The organism is Pseudomonas beijingensis (assembly GCF_030687295.1).
In the GTDB taxonomy this organism is placed as follows: Bacteria; Pseudomonadota; Gammaproteobacteria; order Pseudomonadales; family Pseudomonadaceae; genus Aquipseudomonas; species Aquipseudomonas beijingensis.
Genome location: NZ_CP117425.1, coordinates 4,356,058 through 4,378,426, shown reverse-complemented (window position 1 = coordinate 4,378,426; position 22,369 = coordinate 4,356,058). Strand labels below are relative to the sequence as shown.

The 22,369-nt window shown below is 60.9% G+C and carries 18 protein-coding genes and 2 pseudogenes; 11 read left to right on the top strand and 9 right to left on the bottom strand.

The features are described from left to right. Positions 1 to 5: 5 nt before the first annotated feature. The 4 genes from PSH84_RS19635 to PSH84_RS19620 all read right to left on the bottom strand — a co-directional run bounded on the left by PSH84_RS19635 (position 6) and on the right by PSH84_RS19620 (position 3,471). Entirely contained in the window at positions 6 to 488 is a 483-nt protein-coding gene (locus tag PSH84_RS19635; protein ID WP_305481625.1) for a DUF6644 family protein, read from the bottom strand. A 21-nt stretch (positions 489 to 509) separates the two neighbouring features. Further along, the gene (locus PSH84_RS19630) at positions 510 to 2,018 is read right to left on the bottom strand and encodes an alpha/beta hydrolase domain-containing protein (RefSeq protein WP_305481624.1); all 1,509 of its coding nucleotides are present in this window, start codon (positions 2,016 to 2,018) and stop codon (positions 510 to 512) included. A gap of 229 nt (positions 2,019 to 2,247) precedes the next feature. Continuing rightward, positions 2,248 to 3,012, bottom strand: coding sequence for a hypothetical protein (locus PSH84_RS19625; RefSeq protein ID WP_122566941.1), 765 nt, complete (start codon positions 3,010 to 3,012; stop codon positions 2,248 to 2,250). Between the two features lie 75 nt (positions 3,013 to 3,087). Continuing rightward, on the bottom strand, positions 3,088 to 3,471 hold the full coding sequence (locus PSH84_RS19620; protein ID WP_305481622.1) for a DUF6152 family protein: 384 nt from the start codon (positions 3,469 to 3,471) through the stop codon (positions 3,088 to 3,090). A 236-nt stretch (positions 3,472 to 3,707) separates the two neighbouring features. On the opposite strand from PSH84_RS19620, the gene PSH84_RS19615 reads away from it, so the two are divergent. The 4 genes from PSH84_RS19615 to PSH84_RS19600 all read left to right on the top strand — a co-directional run bounded on the left by PSH84_RS19615 (position 3,708) and on the right by PSH84_RS19600 (position 7,993). After that, on the top strand, positions 3,708 to 5,045 hold the full coding sequence (locus tag PSH84_RS19615; protein WP_305481621.1) for an alginate export family protein: 1,338 nt from the start codon (positions 3,708 to 3,710) through the stop codon (positions 5,043 to 5,045). A 193-nt stretch (positions 5,046 to 5,238) separates the two neighbouring features. Continuing rightward, a complete protein-coding gene (locus PSH84_RS19610; protein ID WP_305481620.1) occupies positions 5,239 to 6,123 on the top strand; it encodes a hypothetical protein in 885 nt (294 codons plus the stop codon). Further along, positions 6,120 to 6,494 (top strand): DUF6152 family protein, encoded by a 375-nt coding sequence (locus PSH84_RS19605; RefSeq protein WP_305481619.1) that lies wholly within the window; start codon positions 6,120 to 6,122, stop codon positions 6,492 to 6,494. Before PSH84_RS19610 ends, PSH84_RS19605 begins: the two co-directional genes overlap by 4 nt. Then, positions 6,491 to 7,993 (top strand): alpha/beta hydrolase domain-containing protein, encoded by a 1,503-nt coding sequence (locus tag PSH84_RS19600; RefSeq protein WP_305481618.1) that lies wholly within the window; start codon positions 6,491 to 6,493, stop codon positions 7,991 to 7,993. The genes PSH84_RS19605 and PSH84_RS19600 overlap by 4 nt, the downstream gene beginning before the upstream one ends. 38 nt (positions 7,994 to 8,031) lie before the next feature. Here PSH84_RS19600 and PSH84_RS19595 read toward each other — a convergent pair whose 3' ends face one another. The 3 genes and pseudogenes from PSH84_RS19595 to PSH84_RS19585 form a co-directional block, all read right to left on the bottom strand. Further along, positions 8,032 to 8,595, bottom strand: a complete 564-nt coding sequence (locus PSH84_RS19595; RefSeq protein WP_122566956.1) for a cytochrome b — start codon at positions 8,593 to 8,595, stop codon at positions 8,032 to 8,034. A gap of 98 nt (positions 8,596 to 8,693) precedes the next feature. Next, positions 8,694 to 10,154 (bottom strand): aldehyde dehydrogenase family protein, encoded by a 1,461-nt coding sequence (locus PSH84_RS19590; protein WP_122566935.1) that lies wholly within the window; start codon positions 10,152 to 10,154, stop codon positions 8,694 to 8,696. Between the two features lie 38 nt (positions 10,155 to 10,192). After that, positions 10,193 to 11,567: pseudogene (locus PSH84_RS19585) on the bottom strand (aspartate aminotransferase family protein). Between the two features lie 215 nt (positions 11,568 to 11,782). Between PSH84_RS19585 and PSH84_RS19580 the strand changes: the two are divergent. From PSH84_RS19580 to PSH84_RS19565, 4 genes are all read left to right on the top strand, one after another. Continuing rightward, positions 11,783 to 12,751 carry a helix-turn-helix domain-containing protein gene (locus tag PSH84_RS19580; protein ID WP_122566955.1) on the top strand — a complete coding sequence of 323 codons (969 nt, stop codon included), beginning with the start codon at positions 11,783 to 11,785 and terminating at the stop codon, positions 12,749 to 12,751. A 29-nt stretch (positions 12,752 to 12,780) separates the two neighbouring features. After that, positions 12,781 to 13,521 carry an IclR family transcriptional regulator gene (locus tag PSH84_RS19575; protein ID WP_305481617.1) on the top strand — a complete coding sequence of 247 codons (741 nt, stop codon included), beginning with the start codon at positions 12,781 to 12,783 and terminating at the stop codon, positions 13,519 to 13,521. 359 nt (positions 13,522 to 13,880) lie between these two features. Continuing rightward, positions 13,881 to 15,329: an APC family permease gene (locus PSH84_RS19570; RefSeq protein ID WP_305481615.1), complete on the top strand. Its 1,449-nt coding sequence runs from the start codon at positions 13,881 to 13,883 to the stop codon at positions 15,327 to 15,329. Between the two features lie 120 nt (positions 15,330 to 15,449). Next, a complete protein-coding gene (locus PSH84_RS19565) occupies positions 15,450 to 16,160 on the top strand; it encodes a haloacid dehalogenase type II (protein ID WP_305481614.1) in 711 nt (236 codons plus the stop codon). A 9-nt stretch (positions 16,161 to 16,169) separates the two neighbouring features. On the opposite strand, the pseudogene PSH84_RS19560 reads toward PSH84_RS19565, so the two are convergent. Beyond that, positions 16,170 to 16,545 (bottom strand): annotated as a pseudogene (locus PSH84_RS19560) (winged helix-turn-helix transcriptional regulator). A gap of 104 nt (positions 16,546 to 16,649) precedes the next feature. Between PSH84_RS19560 and PSH84_RS19555 the strand changes: the two are divergent. Then, positions 16,650 to 17,768, top strand: coding sequence for an NADH:flavin oxidoreductase (locus PSH84_RS19555; RefSeq protein ID WP_305481613.1), 1,119 nt, complete (start codon positions 16,650 to 16,652; stop codon positions 17,766 to 17,768). A gap of 182 nt (positions 17,769 to 17,950) precedes the next feature. Here PSH84_RS19555 and PSH84_RS19550 read toward each other — a convergent pair whose 3' ends face one another. Then, the gene (locus PSH84_RS19550; RefSeq protein WP_069970812.1) at positions 17,951 to 18,865 is read right to left on the bottom strand and encodes a LysR family transcriptional regulator; all 915 of its coding nucleotides are present in this window, start codon (positions 18,863 to 18,865) and stop codon (positions 17,951 to 17,953) included. 256 nt (positions 18,866 to 19,121) lie between these two features. Here PSH84_RS19550 and PSH84_RS19545 point away from each other — a divergent pair, with 256 nt between their 5' ends. Together PSH84_RS19545 and PSH84_RS19540 are read left to right on the top strand one after the other, a co-directional pair. Continuing rightward, a complete protein-coding gene (locus PSH84_RS19545) occupies positions 19,122 to 20,147 on the top strand; it encodes a zinc-dependent alcohol dehydrogenase family protein (protein WP_122566930.1) in 1,026 nt (341 codons plus the stop codon). A gap of 676 nt (positions 20,148 to 20,823) precedes the next feature. Further along, positions 20,824 to 22,314 carry a hypothetical protein gene (locus tag PSH84_RS19540; RefSeq protein ID WP_305481612.1) on the top strand — a complete coding sequence of 497 codons (1,491 nt, stop codon included), beginning with the start codon at positions 20,824 to 20,826 and terminating at the stop codon, positions 22,312 to 22,314. Positions 22,315 to 22,369: the final 55 nt, after the last annotated feature.

The window sequence follows — 22,369 nt, the reverse complement described above, 5'->3', positions numbered from 1 at the left end:
TGGGATCAGTAGGCAATCCAGCGACCACAGAAGATCACGACGCACCACAGGGCGATCGACAGCCAGGCCAGGGCCTTGATGGGCGGCTTTTCGTCGGCGCCTTGTGCAGGGCCGACAGCGCGCAGCAACGGACGCCGGACCGACCAGGTCAGCGTGAACACGGCGACGACCAGGAACATCTTCAGCCAGAACGTTGTGTTGACGAGCACCCGATCGGGCTCGCCGATGACCATGACCAATCCGCTGAGGAGCAGGACGATGAGCGCCGCGCGCATCCATGGGAAGTAACGGCGCACGACGCCGCCCATGGGTTCGTCGGTAGCGAACACGCCCGCGAGCCTGAGGTCGGAGATGACCGCAGCGCCGAAGATCACTGCGATGGCGACGATATGAACGCTCTGGACGGTGGGCACGACCCAGGACATGTCCCTGATGGCCGTGCTTAACGGTGACGCGTAGATCCAGGCGATGATGAGTTCTGATGACATCTGCTTTGCTTCCGCGTTGAGTTAGAAGTCTTGAGGTTTCGCGATCGGACGCAGGCCCGTTGCGTCCTCCGGGAGGAGATAGCCTTGCTTGATCGAGAGGCGCTTGGCGTCTTCGAATGCCTGTGCGTAATGGCTGAAACTGCCATAGCGCTGGCCAAGCACGTCCTTGGCGTAGGGCACCTTGGTGTCGTAGATCAGGCCGCAGCCGGTCTCCTGGTCGGTGAGGTAGGTCGCGCTGGGCACCTGGATCCAGGGCGGGCGCACGCCCCCTTGCAAGTTGCCGGTAGCGGGGTCGCGCACGGCGGCCTTGCCCTCGCGTACGACTCGGGGGGCCTTCGGCATGGCTTTGCCCTCGCGCACCCAGTGGTCCATGCCATCCAGGAGGGCCGAGACGACCAGTTCCGCCGGCTCGTCGTACAGCGTCCGGCACCGTGGGTCGTCGCCCTTGCCGACGTCGTTCGCGAACAGTTCGGTATGTTCCGTACCGAGGTCGGCCAGCCGCAGATGGGGCATGCCGGTCACTTCGTAATAACGAAGCTGCGGGCTGTCGGTGTCCGGCGGCAGGTCGATGCCTTCGATCACGTCGTGCATCAGTTCGGACTGGCTGTAGACGGTCACGAACGGCACGCCGTCGGGCATCTGCCGCGGCAGCCGGATCACGTCGCCGCCCACCTCGCCATAGGCCATGCGCCCCGTCATATAGGCATCGATCAACGGTCGTGCGTCGGGCATGCGCCATTGCTGGTGCCGGCCCTGGTCGAGGTAGTCCATCCAGACTTGCGCGGTCACCGCCCAGCTGTTGACGTAGACGCGATGCACATCCAGGCCGGCCAAAGGGCCTTGCGCTGCATTGGTTTTGAGCAGTAACGCCAGCTGCGCCGCGATCCCCTGTGACTGTGGCACGAACGGGTCAGGACCTTCACCACGGGTGAAACGCTGTGGATCGTAGTAGGTGCCCAGCGGCGCATAGCGCGCGTAGTCGAAGCGGCGCATGAACTCGAAGTTCACGATCCGTCCGTACTGGGCAATTTGCTCCGCTTCGGCGGCCGGGGTATCCGCGATGAACTTGGGATCGACGGCCGGCTTGTTCATGTTCAGCGTGTAGCCGACGTACGCGTAGCCGCGCCGCAGCAAGTAGTCACGGGTCAGGATCCATCCTGCGCCACGCTCGCCAAACCAACTGAACGGCTCGATCACCACCGTGCCATTGAAGCGCGCCGGGTCTGTTGGTTTACGCACCAGGATGCGCGTGGTGTAAGGCGCCTCGAAGAGGGTTTTGCCGGCGGCGGTAATGGCTGGGGCGACGCCTTGCAGGTAAAACTCCTCCTCGACGTAGCCGTACTTGGCGAGATCGCTGTGCTCCGTGCCCGGCCGTTTCGCCGACGACAGCGGTGGCTCGCTGGAGGGCGGTATGGCGATGGCCGTGGGCATGCGCGGCACCTCGGCGAACGTGTTCGAGGTGAGGATCAGCGAGAGCATGACCCCTGGCAGCATCGGCCGTAGAAGGCTGATAGTTATTGGTCGTTCCATCCGGTCATCTCCAAGGGAGCAACGTCAGCCTGGTTTGGGGGCGCTTCGCACCCCAGCGGGAGCAAGCTCCCTCGCCACGGTTTTGCGTTTGGCTGGGCAGTGCTGTGGGGTAATCAGATCCCATTACGTTGCCCGCCAACCTGTGGCAAACGCCGCCTTTTGTGGCGAGGGAGCTTGCTCCCGCTGGGCTGCGCAGCAGCCCCAACACTGTCTTGATCCAATAGGGGCTTCACTCACGGCTGAGGGACGCCTTGCCCTCGCTGTCGATCACGATCTGGTTGTTCTCGCAGACATATTCTTGAATGGCGTAGTTGGAGCGCTTGTAGTCGAACGTGAAGCGATACGGGGTGTTGAGCACCTGTGGGTCTTCGATCACCACCTGGTTCTGCAAGTGGTCTGGCCCCTTTAGCCTGATGCGTTCGGTGATCTTCATCGCCTCACCGTGGGGAACGTCATAGAACGTCACGTCGGTTCGCACGCGTTGCGTCTCCACCACCAGCGTGTCGCCTTCCCAGTGGCCGCGGGAATGGCCCTGATATTTGGGGTCGAGCTTCTCTTTGGGCGGCATGGCTTGGTTCAGGAGAATCCGCCGCACCTGCTGGAGGTACTCGCCGAGGACAATCACCTGCTTGTCGTCGTGAATGATCTGGATCGGAAACAGCGCCGCCATCATCGTCGGCATGCCTTCGGGCAGGCACCTGGAGCTCGTTGTGGCCAATGGCGCGCCGGCTTCATTCGCGGCGGCTTGTTTCTTTTTCAGTGCGGCGTATTCGCCAGCGTAGGGTTCCTTCAGGTCCATAGGGCCGCCAGGGTGCACCGGATCGTCCGGGTTCTCACCGAACCAGTCGTCCGGGGTTCTTTCCCAGGTGCCGCTGATGTCCGGGCGCGGGTTGTTCTGGGATTTGGACGGCGCTGCGTGGCACACCCCGACGACCGTCGCGAGGATGACGCCGAAGAAGATTGTTGCTGCGCTCAAGGTTCGTACCGGTTTCATTGAAACGTCTCCACGCTGCTGGCTGGCTTGTTCGGTTTGGCTCGGTGGCCATGAAGCTGGGAAGGAGCCAACTTCTTATCCGCCGCCCGTGAGCACGACGTCACCGATTTTGATCTCCACCAGCAGGCCGCCCGGATCACCGTTTTTCAGCGGCCTGAAGGACACCTCGGCGCTCTCGCCGGCCTTGATCGAATCAGCGCTCCAGCCAGCACGCTGCAACGCGTTGACGCTGCCCGTCTCGATCTTGAATCGCTGGGGCGGCGGGCCGGGGGTATCGAGGTAGATCGTGATGTGCGGATTGGTCCAGGCAAAGCGCTCGACGACGCCCTTGACTGTGACGGTCTTGGTCTGGTCGAACAGTGCGAATGAATGGTGGGCAGTGGCCAGGGACGGCAGGGCACTGCAGGCGACGATGGTCAGTAGGCAAAGCCCCTGACGTAACAGCGGTATTGGGGTCATGACGGGTGCCTCATTCTTATGCGTTCTTATGGCCCCAGCATAGGGGCGACGCCTGGGCATGCCGTAGCCCAAAACGGCAACCGTTCAAGTCTCTGGAAATGTTTTCCGGCGGGCAGGGGGACGCTGAGAAAAATGGGTCGCCGGTCCTCCCACATGCTGATTTGGGCTACCGCAGGGGCGACCCGAATCGGAACACTCATGACTCGCCTCATAAATATAAAAACAGGAGAGACGTCATGCGCACCCCCCATTACGCCCCATTGCTTTCGCTGGTTGCACTCTGCGCGTTCGAGCCGCAGGCACAGGGCTACGAGCTGTACAACGAAAACGACGGTGGGACCGTCCTGAACGCCGAGCTGTGGGCGGGATTTGGTTGGTTCGGCAGCAGCGAGAACTACCTCGGCGACCCACAACGGGAGCCCGGCAGCATGCGGTGGCAGGAAGGGTTCGCCAAGTATGGTTTGAGCGGCACGACGGATCAGATCGCCGCCGGCTCGATCTACGGCGGGTTCAGCATGATCAGTACCGGGTCATGGGGCGATGGCGATGCGGGAGCGCTCACCGCCGGAAACGAGAGAGAAACCGCCGTGGAAGAGGCCTATCTGGGCTGGAAGTCAGCTGATTTGATTCCGGCGTTGGGCACGGACGGCGTTGATTTCTCTTTTGGCCGACAGATCGTGACGGTGGACGGCTTTCTGATCACCGACGATGGGTTCGCCCCCGGGAACGCCTTCAACCCCATCGAGGGTGTCGCGGATGGCCGGTTCAATCGCGGCGGTGCCTTTTACCTCGGCCCGCGCTTGGCGTTCGGTAATACGGCAGTCCTGAAGCTGGGCGGTACGCAGGGCCTTCATGGCAGCTTGATCTGGTTGAAGTCGGATAACCCCGGGCAGTCCAAGACCGAAGTGGCGGCCGCCACTGTCGACTACACGACGCCCATCGGCTCGATCGGTTCAACGTACGTGCGCGGCCTGGATGTCGAAGAGCGATACGTCTTCGGCGATCGGGGGGAGCGCAAGGGCATGGACATCTACAGCATCCGTGGCCAGGGCAATGCCGGCATCGAGAACGCCGATTTCGCATTCGAAGTGGCGCGCCAGGAAAAACGGTCGGGGTCGCAGCGGGCGATGTTCTTCGACGCGGGCTACACCTTCGCGGATGTCAAATGGCAACCGACGGTGAGCTATCGCTATACGCGCTATTCCGAAGGCTGGGACTTCCTGTTCCAGGGCGGTTTTCGTAAACGCTACCAAGGTGAAGTCGCAGTGAATTACGCAGGTTCAGTGACTTCGAACATGCAGATCAATGATTTGCTGCTCTCGGTCATGCCGACCGACAAGTTGACGCTTAACGCGATGGCCTTCGACTACCACCAGCTTTCCCGACGGGGGGAGCAGGACTTCAGCGCACGCGAGGTCGACTTCTTTCTGGATTGGATGGTGACGGACAACATCACGCTCTCACCCCTTGTCGGTTTCTACAAGCCTGAGAAGTGGCTCGGCAACGGTGGTAACCAAAGTGGGAGCGCATCGACGAACACCTACTTCCAGCTCATCGCCTGGGTGAGTTTCTGAGCGGCCATCCACGCCGCCACACACCGTGAGCGCATGCTGATTTGGGATATCTCCCCAACGGAGTGCTTGCGTATCGTCCCCTTGGAATAAACCACACCCACGCGCCTGGCACCGGCCGTCACGCACTTCAACGGTGGCGGTTTCCGGGATGTCAGTCACTACCAACGTGTAGAAAAAGACGCAGGTCATGCCTATGAAAATGCTCCCTCTTGCTCATGCAGTCATCGCGCTGCTGGCCATCCTGGCCGCCTCGGCGAATCCTTCGTTCGCCATCGCCGCAACGCCCAATGCAACCGCCAGCGCGGCCCAGCCGAAAGCCGCACCGCCCGACATCAGCGGGCTCTGGATGCCGGTGGGGAGTTCCGTAGACCCCCTCGTCAACAGCACGGGTGCCGATAACCCCGACACCAATATTGGCCCTCCATTCGGCACCACGCCGGAACTCAAGGGGGTCTACCTCGAGAGCGCCAGGAAACGCGCTGAAGCCCTCACCAAAGTGGGCAGCGAGTTCAAGACCTCGTGCAAGGTGCTGGGCATGCCAACGAACATGGTCGGGCCCTACGCGGTAGAGATCATGCAGACGCCGACGCAAATCAACTGGGCGCAAGAGTTCCTGCGCGAGACTCGTCGCATTTACCTCGATGGGCGCGCCCACCCCAATCCGGAGGAAGCTCCCCCGACGTTCGAGGGCCATTCAGTCGCACGCTGGGAGGGAAATGTGTTGGTCGTCGAGACGACCAACATCCGCCAGGAAACCACGTTGAGCGAGTATGGGCATGCCGACGACGCGCTGGGCCACGGCCCCCGCATGATCATCAAAGAGAGGATCTTCATCAATGACGAAGGCCTGCTGCAGGTGGACGGCAGGGTCGAAGACCCGGATGCGCTGGTCAAGCCATGGCAGTGGGCGCCGCTGACGTTCCGCCGTGCGCCCAAGGGGGTCGAATTCATGGAGTTCGTCTGCGAGGACAGCAATAACGAGTCGATCGATCCTGTGACGGGCGCGGAAATCACGACGATTCCCGAGCGACGGAACCTGAACCCAGCGGACAACAATAATCAAGGAGACACGAAGTGAATCTCAAATCCATTCTGTTCAGTTTGGCGTTCCTGGGCTTGTCGGCCCCGGCGGCTTTTGCCCACCATTCCTACTCAGCCTTCGACATGTCGAAGCTCGTCGCGATTGCCGGCACAGTGAGTGAGGTGCAGTTTAAAAACCCTCACGTTTGGTTGTTCGTCGATGTGCCGGTCGAGGACAAGACCGAGACCTGGGCGATCGAGGCCGGCGGCCCGAACATCCTGATGCGCCAGGGCTGGATGGCCAATACGCTCAAGCCGGGCGACAAGGTCGACCTGCAGCTCGCTCCGATGAAGGACGAGACGAAGACGGGTGGTGCCCTCCAGGCGCTGCGGTTGCCCAATGGGAAAACCATCGGAGCCTGGAAATGAAGCCCACGGGCAAGGTTCGGTTGCCCAGACTTTCCATGGCGGCTTTGCTGGTACTGACGACGGCTGCGCCCGTCGTCGCGCAAACGCCATCCATGCCGCAAATCTCCCAGGTGCCTCCCAGCGGTCAGTTACCGCTCGCGTCCGCGTCAAGGCACGGCACCGAGTATGTCGACCTGGAGAGGTTCGGGTATGTAGAGGAGGAGTACTACATGCTAGGGCTCGCGCCAGCGATCACCGCTTCTGGCGAGCATGTGTTCGACGCGCCCTACGTCACGCGCTTCCTTATCCGCAAACCCAAGGACCCTGGACGCTTCAACGGCACCGTCGTGATGGAACCGTTCAGTTGGATGGGCGAACGCGGCGCGGGCTGGATCCTCACCCGCAACTACCTGCTGCGCAAGGGGTATGCATTCGCCGGCTACACACTCAGCATCAATCGGCCGGCGAACGATCCCAAGACGCTGGATTGGGATCCTGAGCCCCGCAACTTGAATCTGGACTTCATGCGGCGCTACGACTACAAGCGCTATGCACCGCTCGGCAGCTACTACGACAGCGACCGGTTTCGACGCGGTGACGGTCCCGACCAGTACCCGCCCCAGGCGCAGGGCATTGCCGCGCAATTGGCCATGCTGCTCAAGTCAAACCTCGTACACGGCCCCACCCAGGGGCTCGACGTCAAGCGTATCTATGTCAACACCTGGGCAATCAATGGGCAGCTCTGGCTCGATTACCTCGATCAGGGCCGGCATCAGCAGTGGCGCATGCCGGACGGCAAGCCGCTGATCGACGCCTACATGACGGGGCACGTTGTGTATGGCGACCTGGGTGGCGAGGTACTCAGGGTTCCGCGCAAAATCCCCTCGGACGCGCCTTTCGTGACGGTCTACAGCCAGGCCGAGGTGGTACACGATGCCAACCAGGAGATCGCGCTACCGCCAGATACAGACCAACCGAAGCTGCGCTACTACGAGATCGCGGGCATGCCACACCTGCGTCTTGCCGATCAAGGCACCGACGGGACAGAGCCGCATCCGGCTGACGGTGACAAGCGCAACGATCCGCACTGCCAGTCCCTCTATGACGAGCCGGTGGAGACGGTCGTGTCGGCGATCCTCGACGCGATGGATCGCTGGGTGCGTGAAGGTACGCCGATGCCCAAGGCTGAACGGGTCGGTCGCGAGGGGAAGGGCGTTGCCCGCGATCCGCAGACCGGCAACATGCTGGGGGGTGTGCGTCCGCCGTGGATCAGGGTGCCAAGCGCCACCTACCTGACCGACCAGGAGACCGGCTGCGGTTCAGCCTACGACACGAAGGTGCCGTATTCCGCGCAGCGGCTGAAGGCGTTGTATGGCAGTCATGCAAATTATGCGAGTCGTTTCGAGGCCGCCAAACAACAGGCGATCAAGGAGGGGTACTTGCTGCCGGAGGATGCGCGACTCGTCAAGCCAATCGCTTTGCCGGCGGACTTTACCGGGTCTCTGCGGTCCGAGCCGTGAGTGAAGGCGTTGGCATCTTTCGCCAACGCCTCATCACGTCACAGCATGCGGCGCAGGACATCGTTTCGCGGGTCGCGGTCATAGAACCGATGCTTGAGGGCGCCGGCGACATGCACCAGGATCAGGCCGAGCAGGGTATAGGCGAGCACTTTATGCAGCCATTGGAAGACGACGAACCAGTCGTCATTCTTGCCCAAGAGTTCCGGAAGATTCACCCCAAAGAAGAACACGCCGTCGCTCATCGTGTAGGTGCTCGACATCGAATAGCCCATCAACGGCACGATCACCAGCAGCGCGTACAAGGTACGGTGAGCGAGCCTTGACGAAACCCGCTCATACCGTGCCAGCGTCTCTGGCGGTTGCGGCAGCCTGGCCGTTCTCACCCGCAGGGCGATCTGGACCAGGACCACCAGGAATGCCAGCACCCCAAAGGATTTGTGCCACGGGTAATAGAGCTCGTATTTACTCGCCACTTCGTCATCCATCCCGGTCATGTGCCAGCCTGCCCAGAGGAGGCCTGCGATAAGTACTGCGCGCACCCAGTGCAAAAGCCGCAGGGACGTCGGATACCGATCAATTATTGTTTGATTTACCGGATTCATCACGGTCTCTCCATCGATCATCAGAGCATCGGAATGCACATTTGAACGACCACCTTCCATGGCACAGAGACTTGGAAGGTGGCCGGGTCAGTGCGGGTTTATTTTGCGCTGGGCAACAGTACGGTGATGACCTTCTCCTCGGTGTAGGCCAACGCACCGCTGAATCCTCCTTCTCGGCCAATGCCGCTGGCCTTGACGCCGCCCCAGGGCAGGTTGGCGTCCAGAGGGCTCCAGCAGTTGATGCCCACGGCACCGGCCTTTATCGCCGCCGCTACGCGGTGCGCTCGCGCCAGATCGCTCGTCCAGACCGTGGCCGCGAGGCCGTAGTTGGAGTCGTTGGCCAGTGCGATCGCCTCATCCTCGCTGTCGAACGTGATCACCGTGCCGACCGGGCCGAAAATTTCGTCCCGGGCGATCGCCATGTCGTTGCGGGCGTTGGCGAAGATCGTCGGCCGGACAAACCAGCCCTGTTCAGGGTTCGATACCCCGCCGGCCAGCAGCGAGGCCCCTTGGTCGATGCCCAGTTGGATGTAGCGGTTGACGCGATCCAATTGCGCCTTCTTGGCCACCGGCCCCATCTGCACGCCGGGTTGGCGAGGGTCGCCCACCTTGACGGCGCGTGCGGCATCGGCCAGCGCTGCGGCGAAGCGATCGGCGAGGTTGCGTTGGACCAGGATGCGCGAACCGGCCGCGCAGACCTGTCCCTGGTTGGCGAACAGGCCGAGGGAGCAGCCGAACAGCGCGTCGTCGAAGGAGGCATCGTCGAAGACAATCTGCGGGCTCTTGCCGCCCAGCTCCAGGGCCACGCGCTTGAACAGCACGCCGGCGGTGCGCTGGATCTCGCGTCCGGCTTCGGGGCTGCCGGTGAAGCTGATCTTGTCGACATGGGGGTGTTCGCACAGGGCGCGACCCACCTCGTTGCCGTAGCCGGTGACCACGTTGATCACGCCATCCGGGAAGCCCGCTTCCTGGGCCAGCGTTGCCAGGTGCAGGGCCGACTGTGGCGTCTCTTCCGACGGCTTGATGACCACGGTGCAGCCTGCCGCCAGCAACGCGGCGAGCTTCCAGACCGTGATCATCAGCGGTGAGTTCCAGGGAACGATGGCACCGACCACGCCCACCGGCTCGCGTACGGTGTACGAGAGGGACTTGGTGCCGAAGTAGCCGCCGGAGGGAATGGTCCGCCCTTCGAGTTGGTTGGCCCAGCCGGCGGAGGCGCGCAGGTTGGCGACCGCATTGGGCAGGTCCAGCCGGCGTGGTTCGATCGGCGAGCGGCCGATGGCGTCGGCGTCCATATCGGCCAGTACATCGGTGTCGCGCTCCACCAGGTCGGCCAGTTTCGACAGCAGTCGAGCGCGCTGGGCACCGTCAAGCTGGCTCCAGGCGCCCCGTTCGAGCTGGTTGCGTGCGGCCCCCACGGCACGGTCCACGTCTTCAGCGGTGCCGCGGGCGCAGCTGCCGTAGACCTGTTCTGTCACCGGGTTGACGAGGTTGATGCGGCGCCCGTCAGAGGCTTCGAAGGGCGTGCCGGCGATGAAGTGTTTCAAGTGCTCAGTCATTTTGAAGTCCATGGGTGATGGGCAGGAGTCGGGACATGTCACGCATCGAGGGAATCCAGGGCGTCGCCGAAGATGTCCAGGGCCTTGAAGAACAGCGCCCGTGAGATCGTCAGCGAGGGCATGACACGCATCACGTTGCTGTAGCGACCGCAGGGAATCATCAGCACGCCGTGGCTCAGCAGGTAACCCATGAGTTGGCCGATCTTTTCCGGTGCCAGTGGCGCCTTGGTGGTCGGGTCCGAGACCAGCTCGATCCCGATCATCAGGCCGCGACCACGGACCTCACCGACCAGTGGGCTGCCGAAGCCACGGATACGTTCCTGCGCTTCCAGCCCCAGTGTGTGGGCACGGTTGAGCAGATCGAGCTCCGGGTCCTGGAGGATGCTGATGTTGGTCAGCGCCACGGCCGCGGACAACGAGTTGGCGGCGAAGGTGTTGGGCATCGATCCGTCAGGAATCGCCGCCGCCAGGTCCGAGCGCATGATCAGTCCCGCCATTGGCAGGTCGCTGCCAATGCCCTTGCCGAAGGTGAGCATGTCGGGTTTCACGCCGGAATGCTCGACCGCCCACATCTTGCCGGTACGCCCCGCACCGGATTGCACTTCATCGACGATCAGCAGTGCGCCGCTGCGGTCGCAGGCCTTGCGCAACAGTTGCAGGAATTCTGGCGAGGGAGGCACGTAGCCGCCTTCGCCCTGTACCGGTTCCACGATCACGGCAGCCACGTCGTCGGCGGCGGTGTAGGGGGTGTTCAGTAGGTAATCCACGTACTCACCGGCGATCTGCTCGGCGCTTTTGTGCGTGGTGTCGAAGGGGAAACGGTAGGCATAAGGGTAGGGCGCGTGAATGACGCCGCCCATCTGGGCGCCATAACCTTTGCGATAGGCCGTGCCGGTCGTCAGCGCACCGGAAGCGTTCCACACGCCGTGGTAGCCACCGTGGAAGGCGATGATCTGGTGCCGTCCGGTGACGCGCTTGGCGAACTTGATGGCCGCCTCCAGCGCATCGCTGCCGCTTTGCGTGAAGAACGTGATGCAGTCGCCGCGCAAGCCGTCGGGCGCGATCTCCGAGAGTTTGGCGGCCAGTTCGGTGCGTCGGGTGCTATTGATCTCCAGTGCGTGCATCAGTACTTCGGACTGTTCGCGAATGGCCTGCACCACCTTCGGGTGGCAGCGACCCACGCTGCTGACGCCTACGCCAGCGGACAGGTCAATGTAGGTATTGTCATCGGCGTCCTTGAAGGTCGCGCCGAACGCCCCGGTCCATGGCCACGGGCATGCGTCCGCCGCCGCGTGCCATCGATTCGGTACGCGCCGACAACGCCAGGGCCTCGGTGGTCTTTGGGCCGGGAATGGTGGAGGTAATCCGCGGGGCATCCGCGAAGTGGAGGGCTTCAAGTTTGGCTTCACTCATGACGGTCTCTCAGGATGTCGGTTTCAGTGTCTCGATGATCCTCGTGGCCCGTTCCTGGCCGGTAGCCCGAATCGGCACATTGGGCGGGCCGTTCCGAGCGTCAACACCGAAGCGCTGACATTGCGCAAAGAAAATTTGCAGAATTCTCTTTATGTGAGAATATCGCTCGTGAAGGCGATCTAAAAACAAGAATATTGGCCGAGGCTTTCGTCATCATGAAAAATCAGAACATCAGCCACTTCCACGACATTCATGTCCACGCCGCCACCGTCCAGGAGTGGAGCCAGGACTACAACCAGTTAACCGCGGGTTTGGCTGAGAGCTCACTCATCCAGTTGACGACGCCGCGCTGCCACGTATTTCGCGAGCAGATCAATCAGCGTGTTGTGCAGCATGGCGTGGCCCCTCGGGGCAAGATGTGTTTCGCCGTGCCGATCACCGTCCCGGGTACGATACGGATGCAAGGGCGGGAAGTGGACGACAGCAGCCTGTTCTTTCTCCAGGGTGGCGAGGAGTTCATGTTCCACATGCCGCTGGGCATGGAACTGCTGGCGATCACCTTCGAGCGTGACTTGTTCGAGCAAGCGTTGGCGCAAACCGCGTCGGCCAAGGAAATCAGCCAATTGTTGCGTCAGCCGGTGATCAAGGTTTCCACTCAACGCTATGCCGAGGCTCGCCATCGAATGCTGGCGGCGTTCTCCCAGGCGCTCTTGAGTGAAGAACTCGACAATTCGCAGGACCGGGAAATGGCGCTGGAACAGACCATGCTCGGTGAGTTGCTGCAGTTGATGACCGATCCCGCCTGCGACAAGCAGCAGCGCACGCCAAGCTCCACGCGCAGTTACATTGTCGAAAAATGTCACCGCCTGGCGACCGCGCAATTGAACAACGTGCCCAGCGTGGACGAGTTGTGCCAGCGACTCCAGGTGAGTCGGCGCACCGTGCAGAACAGCTTCCGCTCGGTGACCGAGACGACACCGGTCAATTACCTGCGCTCGGTGAGGCTTAACGGTGTGCGCCGAACCCTGATGTCCACCCCCGCGTCGCGTCTTTCGATTGGCGATGCGGCGGCCCAGTGGGGCTTCTATCACCTGAGCCATTTTGCGGCGGAGTACCAGGCGCTGTTCGCAGAGTTGCCGTCCCAAACCGCCCGCGCTGCCATCGGCGGTTGTGCGCTTGCTTGAGCATTTGCCTGCACAAGGATGTAGAAAAAATGAATAGCCTTCGTCGCCTGCTCAGGGTTTTCGACTTGTTTCGCCCTGAACAGCCGGTCATCGATGTCGACGTCATTTGCCGGGAGCTCGGCTACACGCCCGCCACCGCCTATCGTTATCTGCGCGAGCTCGGCGACGCGGGCTTTTTGAAGCGATTGCCACGCGGCTACGCCCTCGGCCCACGTATCGTCACGCTTGAGCATCAGATGGCCCACTACGATCCATTACTGGCCGGCAGCCGGGGCCTGGTCGATAAACTGGTGGCTGACACGGGCCTGGATGCGCTGGTCAGCGAATGGCATGGCGACTCGGTGGTCAACGTGCTGATCCAGCGTGGTTCCGACGCCGGCCCGGTGGGGGGCGACCGAGGGCGCCCGATCGATCTTTTCCACAGTGCGACCGCTCGGGTCGTATTGGCGTATCTGCTGCCGCGCCAGATCCGCCGCATCTACGACGTCCACGCGAATTCCGCGCAAGTGCTGCATCAGAGATTGGAGTGGAAGCCGTTCACCAAGGGGTTGCTCGCCATTCGCAAGCAGGGCTACTGCATCAGCGAAAGCGAACTGCACCCGGGACGCAGTGGCGTCGCGGCGCCGATCTTCGACGAAAAACGGCGAGTGCTTGGGAGCATGACCCTGGTGGGGCGTAGCGAGCGGTTCCATGCGTTCCAGCAGGGCTACCTGTGCGACCTGGTCATCGGCGCGGCGTCGGAACTGACGGCGCGCATTGCCTTGCAATGAAGTGAGAGGGCCTCACGCCATAATGTCTAGTCAGTTAGGAGCAAACGGCATAAACCCTGTGGGAGCAAAGCTTGCTCGCGATTGCGGTAAACCAACCGACAACGATATTGACGATTCTGCCGCTATCGCGAGCAAGCTTTGCTCCCACAGGTTTGCAGCTTAACTGACTGGCATCAGCCCCACGCCAGGCTTTTTTGAGGGGACCGTGCCGATTACCGATTTGGGCTAATGGGGCGCTCAGGGAGAGGCATAGGATCGAATCCAGCGTGAAACAAGAACAATAACGCTATTCGGTGACGGTGTGCGTTTGACTGCACCGGTCCTACAGCGACTGCCTCATACAATAAGGTCAAGAAAACATGAGTGTATCTCTCCCGGTCAATAGCAACACGGAGCTCAAGCGTGGGGCCCTGGGTGTCGGCTTCATTATCTTCTTCGTGGTTTCGGCGGCGAGCCCCTTGAGCGTCATCGCCGGCGGTTTCCCCATTGGCATCATGCTGGGCAACGGCGCCGGCACACCGGCGTTGCTGATCCTGGCCCTGTCGGTGTTACTGGCGTTCTCGGTGGGCTACACCACCATGTCCCGACATGTGACCAACGCTGGCGGTTTCTATGCGTTCACCTCTCGCGGTTTGGGTGGCTTGGCCGGTGGCGCGGCGGGCGTGCTGGCGATGTTCGCCTACAACATCCTCCAGGTCGGGCTGTATGGCATGTTCGGGGGCGTGGTCAGCGGCACGATGGAAAGCGTCTTCGGTCTGGTATTGCCCTGGTGGTCGTACTCGCTGATGGCGATGGCCAGCGTTGCGATTCTCGGCTATCGCAAGATCGACCTGTCGGCCCGGGTGCTGTCGGTGATTGTAATCGCTGAATACCTGGCGATCCTGCTCCTGGATTTCGCCATTCTCAGGACTGGCGGCGATAGCGGCATCAATCTCGACGCGTTTGATCGCAGTCATGTGTTCAGCGGCACGCCGTCCATCGGCTTGCTGTTCTGCTTCGCGGCGTTCATCGGCTTCGAGGCCACCACTATCTACGGCGAAGAAGCCAAGAACCCGCAACGGACGATCCCGATTGCCACCTACTGTTCGGTGTTGCTGATCGGTGGTTTCTACGCGCTGTCGGTCTGGTCGATGGTGATCGGCGTGGGGGCGGACAAAATCGTCTCCACGCTCCAGGCCTTGCAGGACCCGACGACGTTTATCTATGGCATGTCCGACCACTTTGTCGGCCCGCACCTGACCCAGGTCATTCGCGTGCTGTTCATGGTCAGCATCTACGCCGGGCTGTTGGCGTTCCACAATGCCGCGGCCCGTTACTTCTACGCCATTGGTCGTGACGGCTTGCTGCCCAGCCGGCTGGGCACGACCCATCGCGTCCACCAGAGCCCGCACATGGGCTCGGCGTTGCAAAGCTTGATCTCCGCCGTGGTGGTACTGATTTTCGCCGCCATGGATGCCGACCCGATCCTGCAATTGTTCGCCTGGTTCTCCAACCTGGCGACGCTTTGCGTGATCTTGCTGATGGCGCTGACTTCCGCAGCGGTCTGGGTCTTTGCCCAGCGCCACCCCGAACTCAAGCTGGGGATCTGGCGTGGGCGGATTTTTCCTGGGTTCTCTTGCGTGGCGCTGTTGACGGTCCTGGTCATCGCGGTGGTGCATTTCGATGTGTTGACCGGCGCGAGCAAGGCCTTGTCGTATGGTCTCTGCGCCATCATTCCCGCGGCCTTGCTGGCGGGTGTGTTCCTGGCGGCGCGACTGCGCAAGGCGGCGCCGCAGCGGTATTTGGTGTTGGGCAGTCACAAGCTATAGGAGCCTGCGCAGTATCGATGGCGCTTGAAAAGGATAAGGCTAAGCTGATTGGGTTCCGCGTTCCAATGCCTCAGCGGCCGGTGTGCCGGGCTGGACCGTAAATAGCAGAGGAGTCTTGCGATGACACTTCCACAAGCGTTGGCATTTGATGTGTTCGGCACCGTTGTTGACTGGCATTCAGGCATCGCACGTGAGGCGAGTCCATTCGTGTCGACCTACCTGCCCGCGGTCAGCCCCGCAGAATTTGCAATGCAATGGCGCCGGTTGTATGCGCCAGCGCTGCGCGAGTGCATCAAGGGGCATGGGGGCTTCGTTGTCCTGGATACATTGCACTACGAGACGCTGGTCCAGTTGTTGACGACTTACGGCTTGGAAGCCGATCAGCTGGCCCCCGAGGTATTGCACACGCTTGCCCATGCCTGGCGTCGCTTGGACCCGTGGCCTGACGTGGCCGAGGGGCTGGCCCTGCTGCAACGACGCTTTGCGGTGGTGACCTTGTCCAATGCCAATGTGGCCTTGATGATCGCAATGAACCGGTATAACGGTTTGCAGTGGGACGCGCTGCTGGGGGCGGAATTTGCACAAACCTATAAACCGGATCCTGCCGCGTACCTGTCCACGGCAAGGGCGCTGGATCTCAAACCCAATGAACTCTGCCTGGTGGCCTGCCACCACAGCGATCTTGCGGCGGCCAGGAATTGCGGCCTGATGACGGCCTATATCGACCGGCCCATGGAATACGGTGGAGCACCTGCCCCCGACGCCGCCGACGCACAGGATTGGGATTGGCAGGCCGATAGTTTCATCGAGCTTGATCACAAGCTTGCGTGACGGCGCCCGTCAGCTTACCTCCGCAGCCTCATCAAACTTCAACCGGGCCGCTTCAACCTCAGGCAATTTGTCGAGCGTCCATTTATGCAATTCGCGAAATGGCTGCTGCAGTGTTCGACCCAGTTGAGTGATCTCATATTGGACCGCCACAGGCGAGAACGAAATGACCTTGCGCGAGACGAGGCCATTTCGTTCCAGGCGCCGTAGGCACTGAGTCAGTGCCTTCTGAGTGACGCCCTCCAGGCGACGCCTGATGGCGTTAAAGCGATGTGGCCCGTCATCCAGCACCGCCAGAACCATCATTGACCACTTGTCTGCGATCTGGTCGAACAGCGCCCCGGCTTGGGCACTCCGATGAAAAACATTGCGGCCTTAATTCCAGCATCGAAGTTTCCTCATATATACCTAGGCGACTCTAGGTGCCTAATTGACATTTGGTTTACAAAATATACTTATATGGCTTCCAAAAGCAAATGGGGAGTCCATTCAATGTCAAACCTTGATACCAGCGTTTTATTCCGTCCTTTTTCCATTCGGTCGCTTGAACTGAAAAATCGGATTGTCATGTCGCCGATGACGAGGCAATTCTCGCCGGAGGGCATCCCCGGTGAAGGGAGCGCTGCATACTACCGGCGGCGGGCTGAGGGGCGGGTCGGGTTGATCTTGTCAGAAGGGACCGTCGTTGATCGTCCCGCTTCACGTAACGGTTCCGGCATTCCTTTTTTCCACGGTGAAGCAGCACTCGCTGGATGGAAGAACGTGATCGATTCTGTTCACAATGCTGGGGGCCGTATGGGGCCGCAACTCTGGCACACCGGCGCAGTGCGTGACGTCAGCGGCTGGGAGCCTGATGCGCCGGTTGAAAGCCCATCTGGCCTCGATTCGCCAAACGACCGGCGCGGCGTGGCAATGAGCGGAGAAGATATTGCAGACACAGTTGCTGCTTTCGCCAAGGCCGCGGCGGATGCCAAACGACTGGGTTTCGACACCGTTGAGATCCATGGGGCTCATGGTTATTTGATCGACCAGTTCTTCTGGGCCGGCACCAATCAGCGCACCGATCGTTATGGCGGACCGACGATCAAAGAACGCTCCCGCTTTGCCGCAGAGATCGTGACTGCAGTTCGTCACGCGGTCGGGCCCGAATTCCCTATCATCATGCGCGTTAGCCAATGGAAGCAGCAGGACTTTAGGGTGCGCCTCGCCGAGACGCCTGCCTTAATGGAAGACTGGCTGCTACCGTTGGTCGAGGCGGGTGTTGATGTTCTGCATTGCTCGCAGCGACGCTTCTGGGACCCTGAGTTTCCCGAAATTGACGGTGAAAACGGGCTGAACTGCGCTGGCTGGGCGAAGAAAGTCACTGGAGCCACAACCATTAGCGTCGGCTCGGTCGGGCTGGATAATGATGTGACTCACGCATTCGCCGGCCAAGGCTCAACCCCGGCGAGCCTGGATCGGCTCGTCGAGCGCATGGAACGCGAAGAGTTTGATCTGATCGCAGTAGGACGTGTTCTGCTGAGTGACAAGGATTGGGCCGCCAAAGTGGAAAAGGGCGATTATGCGGATCTGAAGGGCTTCAATCCGGCATCTTTAGCCGAATTGGTTTGAGCCTGAGTGGAGAGTGTGACGTCACAAAGGTTTTAGCCTGAAGGTGTAAGCGGTCTGGCCTCGGATGTCGCGAGGCCGAGATTGCAATCTGTTGTTGAGTGCGCCATGACAGTTTCAATGACTGATGTGTTAAGGCCACTCAACATGGGGTTAACACTTTTTTCGGAGCTCGGTGGAATCTGTTACAGGCTATCCGGGTCGCCAAAAAACATCTGAATCCGCGAACGCAACCAGCGCTCCCCAGGATCATTGTCCTGAGAACCGCGCCAGGCCATGTGCAATTCGAAGCTGCGCACCGGTATGGGTGGGTCTTCGGCGCGTACGCCACCGGCGGCGGTCAGTGCGTCGGCGGTGTAGTCGGGCACGGTGGCGATGATGTCGGTGCCCGACAGCAGCGTGCTCAAGCCGTTGAACTGCGGCACGGCCAACACCACATGGCGCTTGCGGTCGAGTTTTGCCAGTTCTTCGTCGATGAAGCCGCTCAAGTCCCCTGCGAAGGAGACCAGGGCGTGGGGGCGGGCGCAGAATTCGTCCAGGGTCAGTCGTCCCGGCGCGGTGTCGGCCCGCAACACTTTGGGCAAGCTGCGCCGTAAGACTTTGCGCTTGGCGTTGGCTGGCAGGTCGTCGGTGTAGCTGACGCCGATGGAGATTTCACCGGAGGCCAGCAAGCCCGGCATCAGGATGTAGTTGACCCGGCGCACCACCAGCACAATGCCCGGCGCTTCGGCCCGAAGGCGCTTGAGCAGCATCGGCAGCAGGGCGAATTCGGCGTCGTCCGACAGGCCGATGCGAAACACCGAGGTGCTGGTGGCCGGGTCGAATTCCGCGGCGCGGCTGACGGCCGTGGAAATAGAATCCAGGGCCGGAGAGAGCAGGGCGAAAATCTCCACCGCCCGGGCCGAAGGTTCCATGCTGCGGCCGGTGCGCACGAATAGCGGGTCATCGAACAGGCTGCGCAGCCGCGACAGCGCGGCGCTGATGGCCGGTTGGCCTAGAAACAGCTTCTCAGCCGCGCGAGTCACGCTGCGTTCATGCATCAACGTTTCGAACACGATCAACAGGTTCAGATCGACACGCCGCAGGTCATTACGATTCATCTGGGGTCCTGGCAGATTCGGTAAGCTTGACGTGAACGGCCATATGGGAACAATGGCCGGCATGAATCTTACGGGGAAAGGCTGGTACTCTGCATCGGCTAATTGAGTTTTCTTAGGTAAGTCCTACAGGAGTGGTTGGTTTTTCTTGCTGCGGAATCAATGACAGGCATGTCGACTATTAATAGCCACTGATGGTCTTGGGTACAAAGCCCGGATAGAGTTCATGGCATTAGAGGTTACTTTGACGAGGTTTGCGATGTCCCGCACGATCCGTTTTCACAAGTTTGGTGGTGCCGAGGTGCTCAAATGCGAAGAGCATGCGGCGGCTCTTCCTGCGCCAGGAGAAGTGCAGGTCCGCGTCGAAGCGATCGGCATCAGTTGGTACGACACGTTGTGGCGCCAAAACCTGGCGTCCTCCCAGGCACGCCTGCCTTCGGGCCTGGGCCATGAAATGGCCGGCGTGGTAACCGCCGTCGGCGATGGCGTCGATGACTTGGCCGTGGGCGACAAGGTTGCCAGTTTTCCGGCCGAAAGCCCGAACGATTATCCGGTGTACGGTGAAGTCATCGTACTGCCCCGCACCGCCCTGACCCGTTATCCCGACGTGCTCAGCCCGATCGAAGCCGCCGTGCATTACACGCCGCTGCTGATCGCGTATTTTGCCTACATGGACCTGGCGCGGGTCAAACCGGGGCAATTCGCCTTGGTCACCGATGCCAGTCATTGCGCCGGACCATCCTTTGTCCAGCTGGGCAAGGCCCTGGGTGTGCGGGTGATCGCGGCCACCAAGACAGCTGACGAGCGTGAGTACCTGTTGTCGCTGGGTGCCGAGAAAGTCATCGTCACCGAAGAGCAGGACTTGCTGATGCAGATCAACAAGCTCACCGACAACCGTGGCGTCGACGTGGTATTCGACGGGCTCGGCGGGCCGCAGATGTCACTGTTGGGTGATGTGCTGGCGCCCCGTGGCAGCCTGGTGCTGTATGGCTTGCAGGGTGGCAACCAGACGCCGTTCCCGGCCTGCGCGGCGTTCCAGAAGAACATTCAGTTCTTCGTGCACTGCATCGGCAATTTTACCGGCAAACCGGAACTGGGCATCCTCCAGGACCAGGTGGCGTTGCAGCGGGCATTGCGTGATATCAATCAACTGACCGCCGATCACGTGTTGTTGCCACTCAAGACTCGGGTCTTCCCGTTCTCCGAGTTTGTCGAAGCTCACCGGTACATGGGTGAATGCCCTTGCCGTGAGCGCGTTGCCCTTCAGGTTGTCGACCCCGCCTGATACCTGTCTTGCGCAAGAGTCATCGCCGGGCTCTTGCGCTGTTCGGCTTGATCCCCATCCTTCCTTTCCCACGACACTGGCTGCCTGGCGGCGGTGCATTCGTGCCTCGCAAGCCCCCTCAAGTTGCCTGTCCCGGTTCGTTCAAGGCAGAAACGGTTTGTCGGTGAACATCTGAACTGGTTTTTGCCCTCAATCTGTATCTTCTAATCATTATTTAAGTCCTGATAATTGAACGCTGATTTCCATATCAAGGAAGAAGTCGTGGTGCGGTATAACTTTCTCGAAGGCGTTCATCCTTCAAGGCACATTCAAGCTGCAACGAGCGTTAATGGGGACGGGGCTATCTATCGATTCTGGCGAAAACAGAGTGGGGTAGAGGGTCAATTAAAGTTCGGCAAGTTCCTTATTTTGCGTACTCATTATCTGTGGGACGTTGTCGGAATTCTCCTAGGACGTGCGGCCCGCGCGGCGAGCCCCCCGGTTTTAAAGGCCCGCGGCGGGGGATGCCTAGCGCGCGAGGTGACTCGTTGTGTATGTATCAAATAATTACGACAAGCAACGCTTGAGCGTATTGCTAATACTCTTTGGGTACTAGAACGATCCTTTCAGATCAACACGTCGCGCGGTCACGTAGGTGCGGGTGCGGCGCCGATAGTTGAATTTCAGGTAAATGGCTATGAGTGCAATTCATGAGCAGGCAATGACTCACGTGTATCAACAGATACTGCAACGATTGTTGGGTTTTTATTCCCGGGCCGAACGGACTGCGTTGCAGCTTTTGATCCAGCGATTGATTGTCGCCGCCGGAGGCATCGACCGGATTGGCGATTATCGGGTGTTGACGGTCCAGAACGGCAGCCGGGAGGGCTTTTATGTATTAACCGCTTTGCGGGCCGCGCAGCTCAGCATCGCGGGCCGGCATCCGGTGACCTTCGCCTTGCGCGTCGCCACGCCGCGCTTGAGCGAGACCACCCAGGCGACGCTTGAAAACATCCATCGCTGCTACAGCGCGCTGTTTGTCTATGACGATCCCCGGGTTGAATTGCTGATGGCGGATAACCGCGAAGTGTTGCCGTTCAATCACCGGCAGCCCTTGTCGGTGGCGGGGCACGAGGCCAATCGCATGGACCTGTTGGCCCTGGGGCACCTTCGCTCGGTCGACAGCCCCCTGGAAATCGGGAGTGAGGGCTACCTGGCGATGACAGAATTCTATCGGCACATGGCCCGCTGGGAGTCTGGCGTGGATTCGATGGTCAGCAGCGATACGCCTCGCCAGCAAAGGCAGTTCATTTCAGGCCTTCGCCGCGCGGCCCGCAAGATCGGCCTGCCGACCGACAATATAGGCTGCTTCGACAGCCTTTTTGCGCATCTTGATACCTTGAACAACGATCTCTACGAGCATTTCTACGGTCCCGAGCGCCTTGGCGCGTGGAAACCCGAGGGGCATTACGAAGCCTGCCGGCGGATGAGTCACATCGGCATCGACGACCTGATCGTCGACCGCCTGGAAGGCACCAACTGGCCGCTTTTCAACGAATTCCTGCGGGTACAGACCGATGGTCTCATGCCTTCGGCGATCGAAAACGAATACCTTAGCCCGTTGCTGTTGGCTCATTTGCACGGCCTGCAGGCCTGTTACGTGCAAGGGCGCAGCTACGAAACGGGATACGGTGACTACGTGCAGCGGGCGATCATGCTCATGCATCGCAAGCAACTGCCGGAACACGCCTGCGAGCAGGCTCGGGCGCTGTTCGGCTCACCTTCGTCGATTCCCGAGCGCCGCGCCTACGCCGCCCTCGAAGCGCAAAAGATCCTGGGGCTCAGCGAAACGCAACTGGTGTGCATGCTGTTCGCCCCGTTCGTGGGGCAGGGCGCAGGCCTGGAACATTTCCTGCGCTGTTGCCATCCCGGCATGCTGGTGGCGATGCCGGACTTGCATAAAGCCATGCAGGGCGCGACGGTCGCTGATCAGATCGCGCAATGGATGGTCGACGTCAGTGGTCTGCCCGTCGGTGTCCTTGGCAAACTGTACCAGGCGAGCGTGGCATCGCCGGACCAACCGGAAACTGTTCCGGGAGGTGATCTGCAACAAGTCCTCGACGACGTCGACGTCGCAGAAACGGGGCAGGTCGCCGATGAGCCGCACGAACGCTCGGCAAGGCACTGAGGAACGAGGTTTGATGGACTCGTCTATCTCGTCCCTGGTCGTTGTGTCCGGCGTT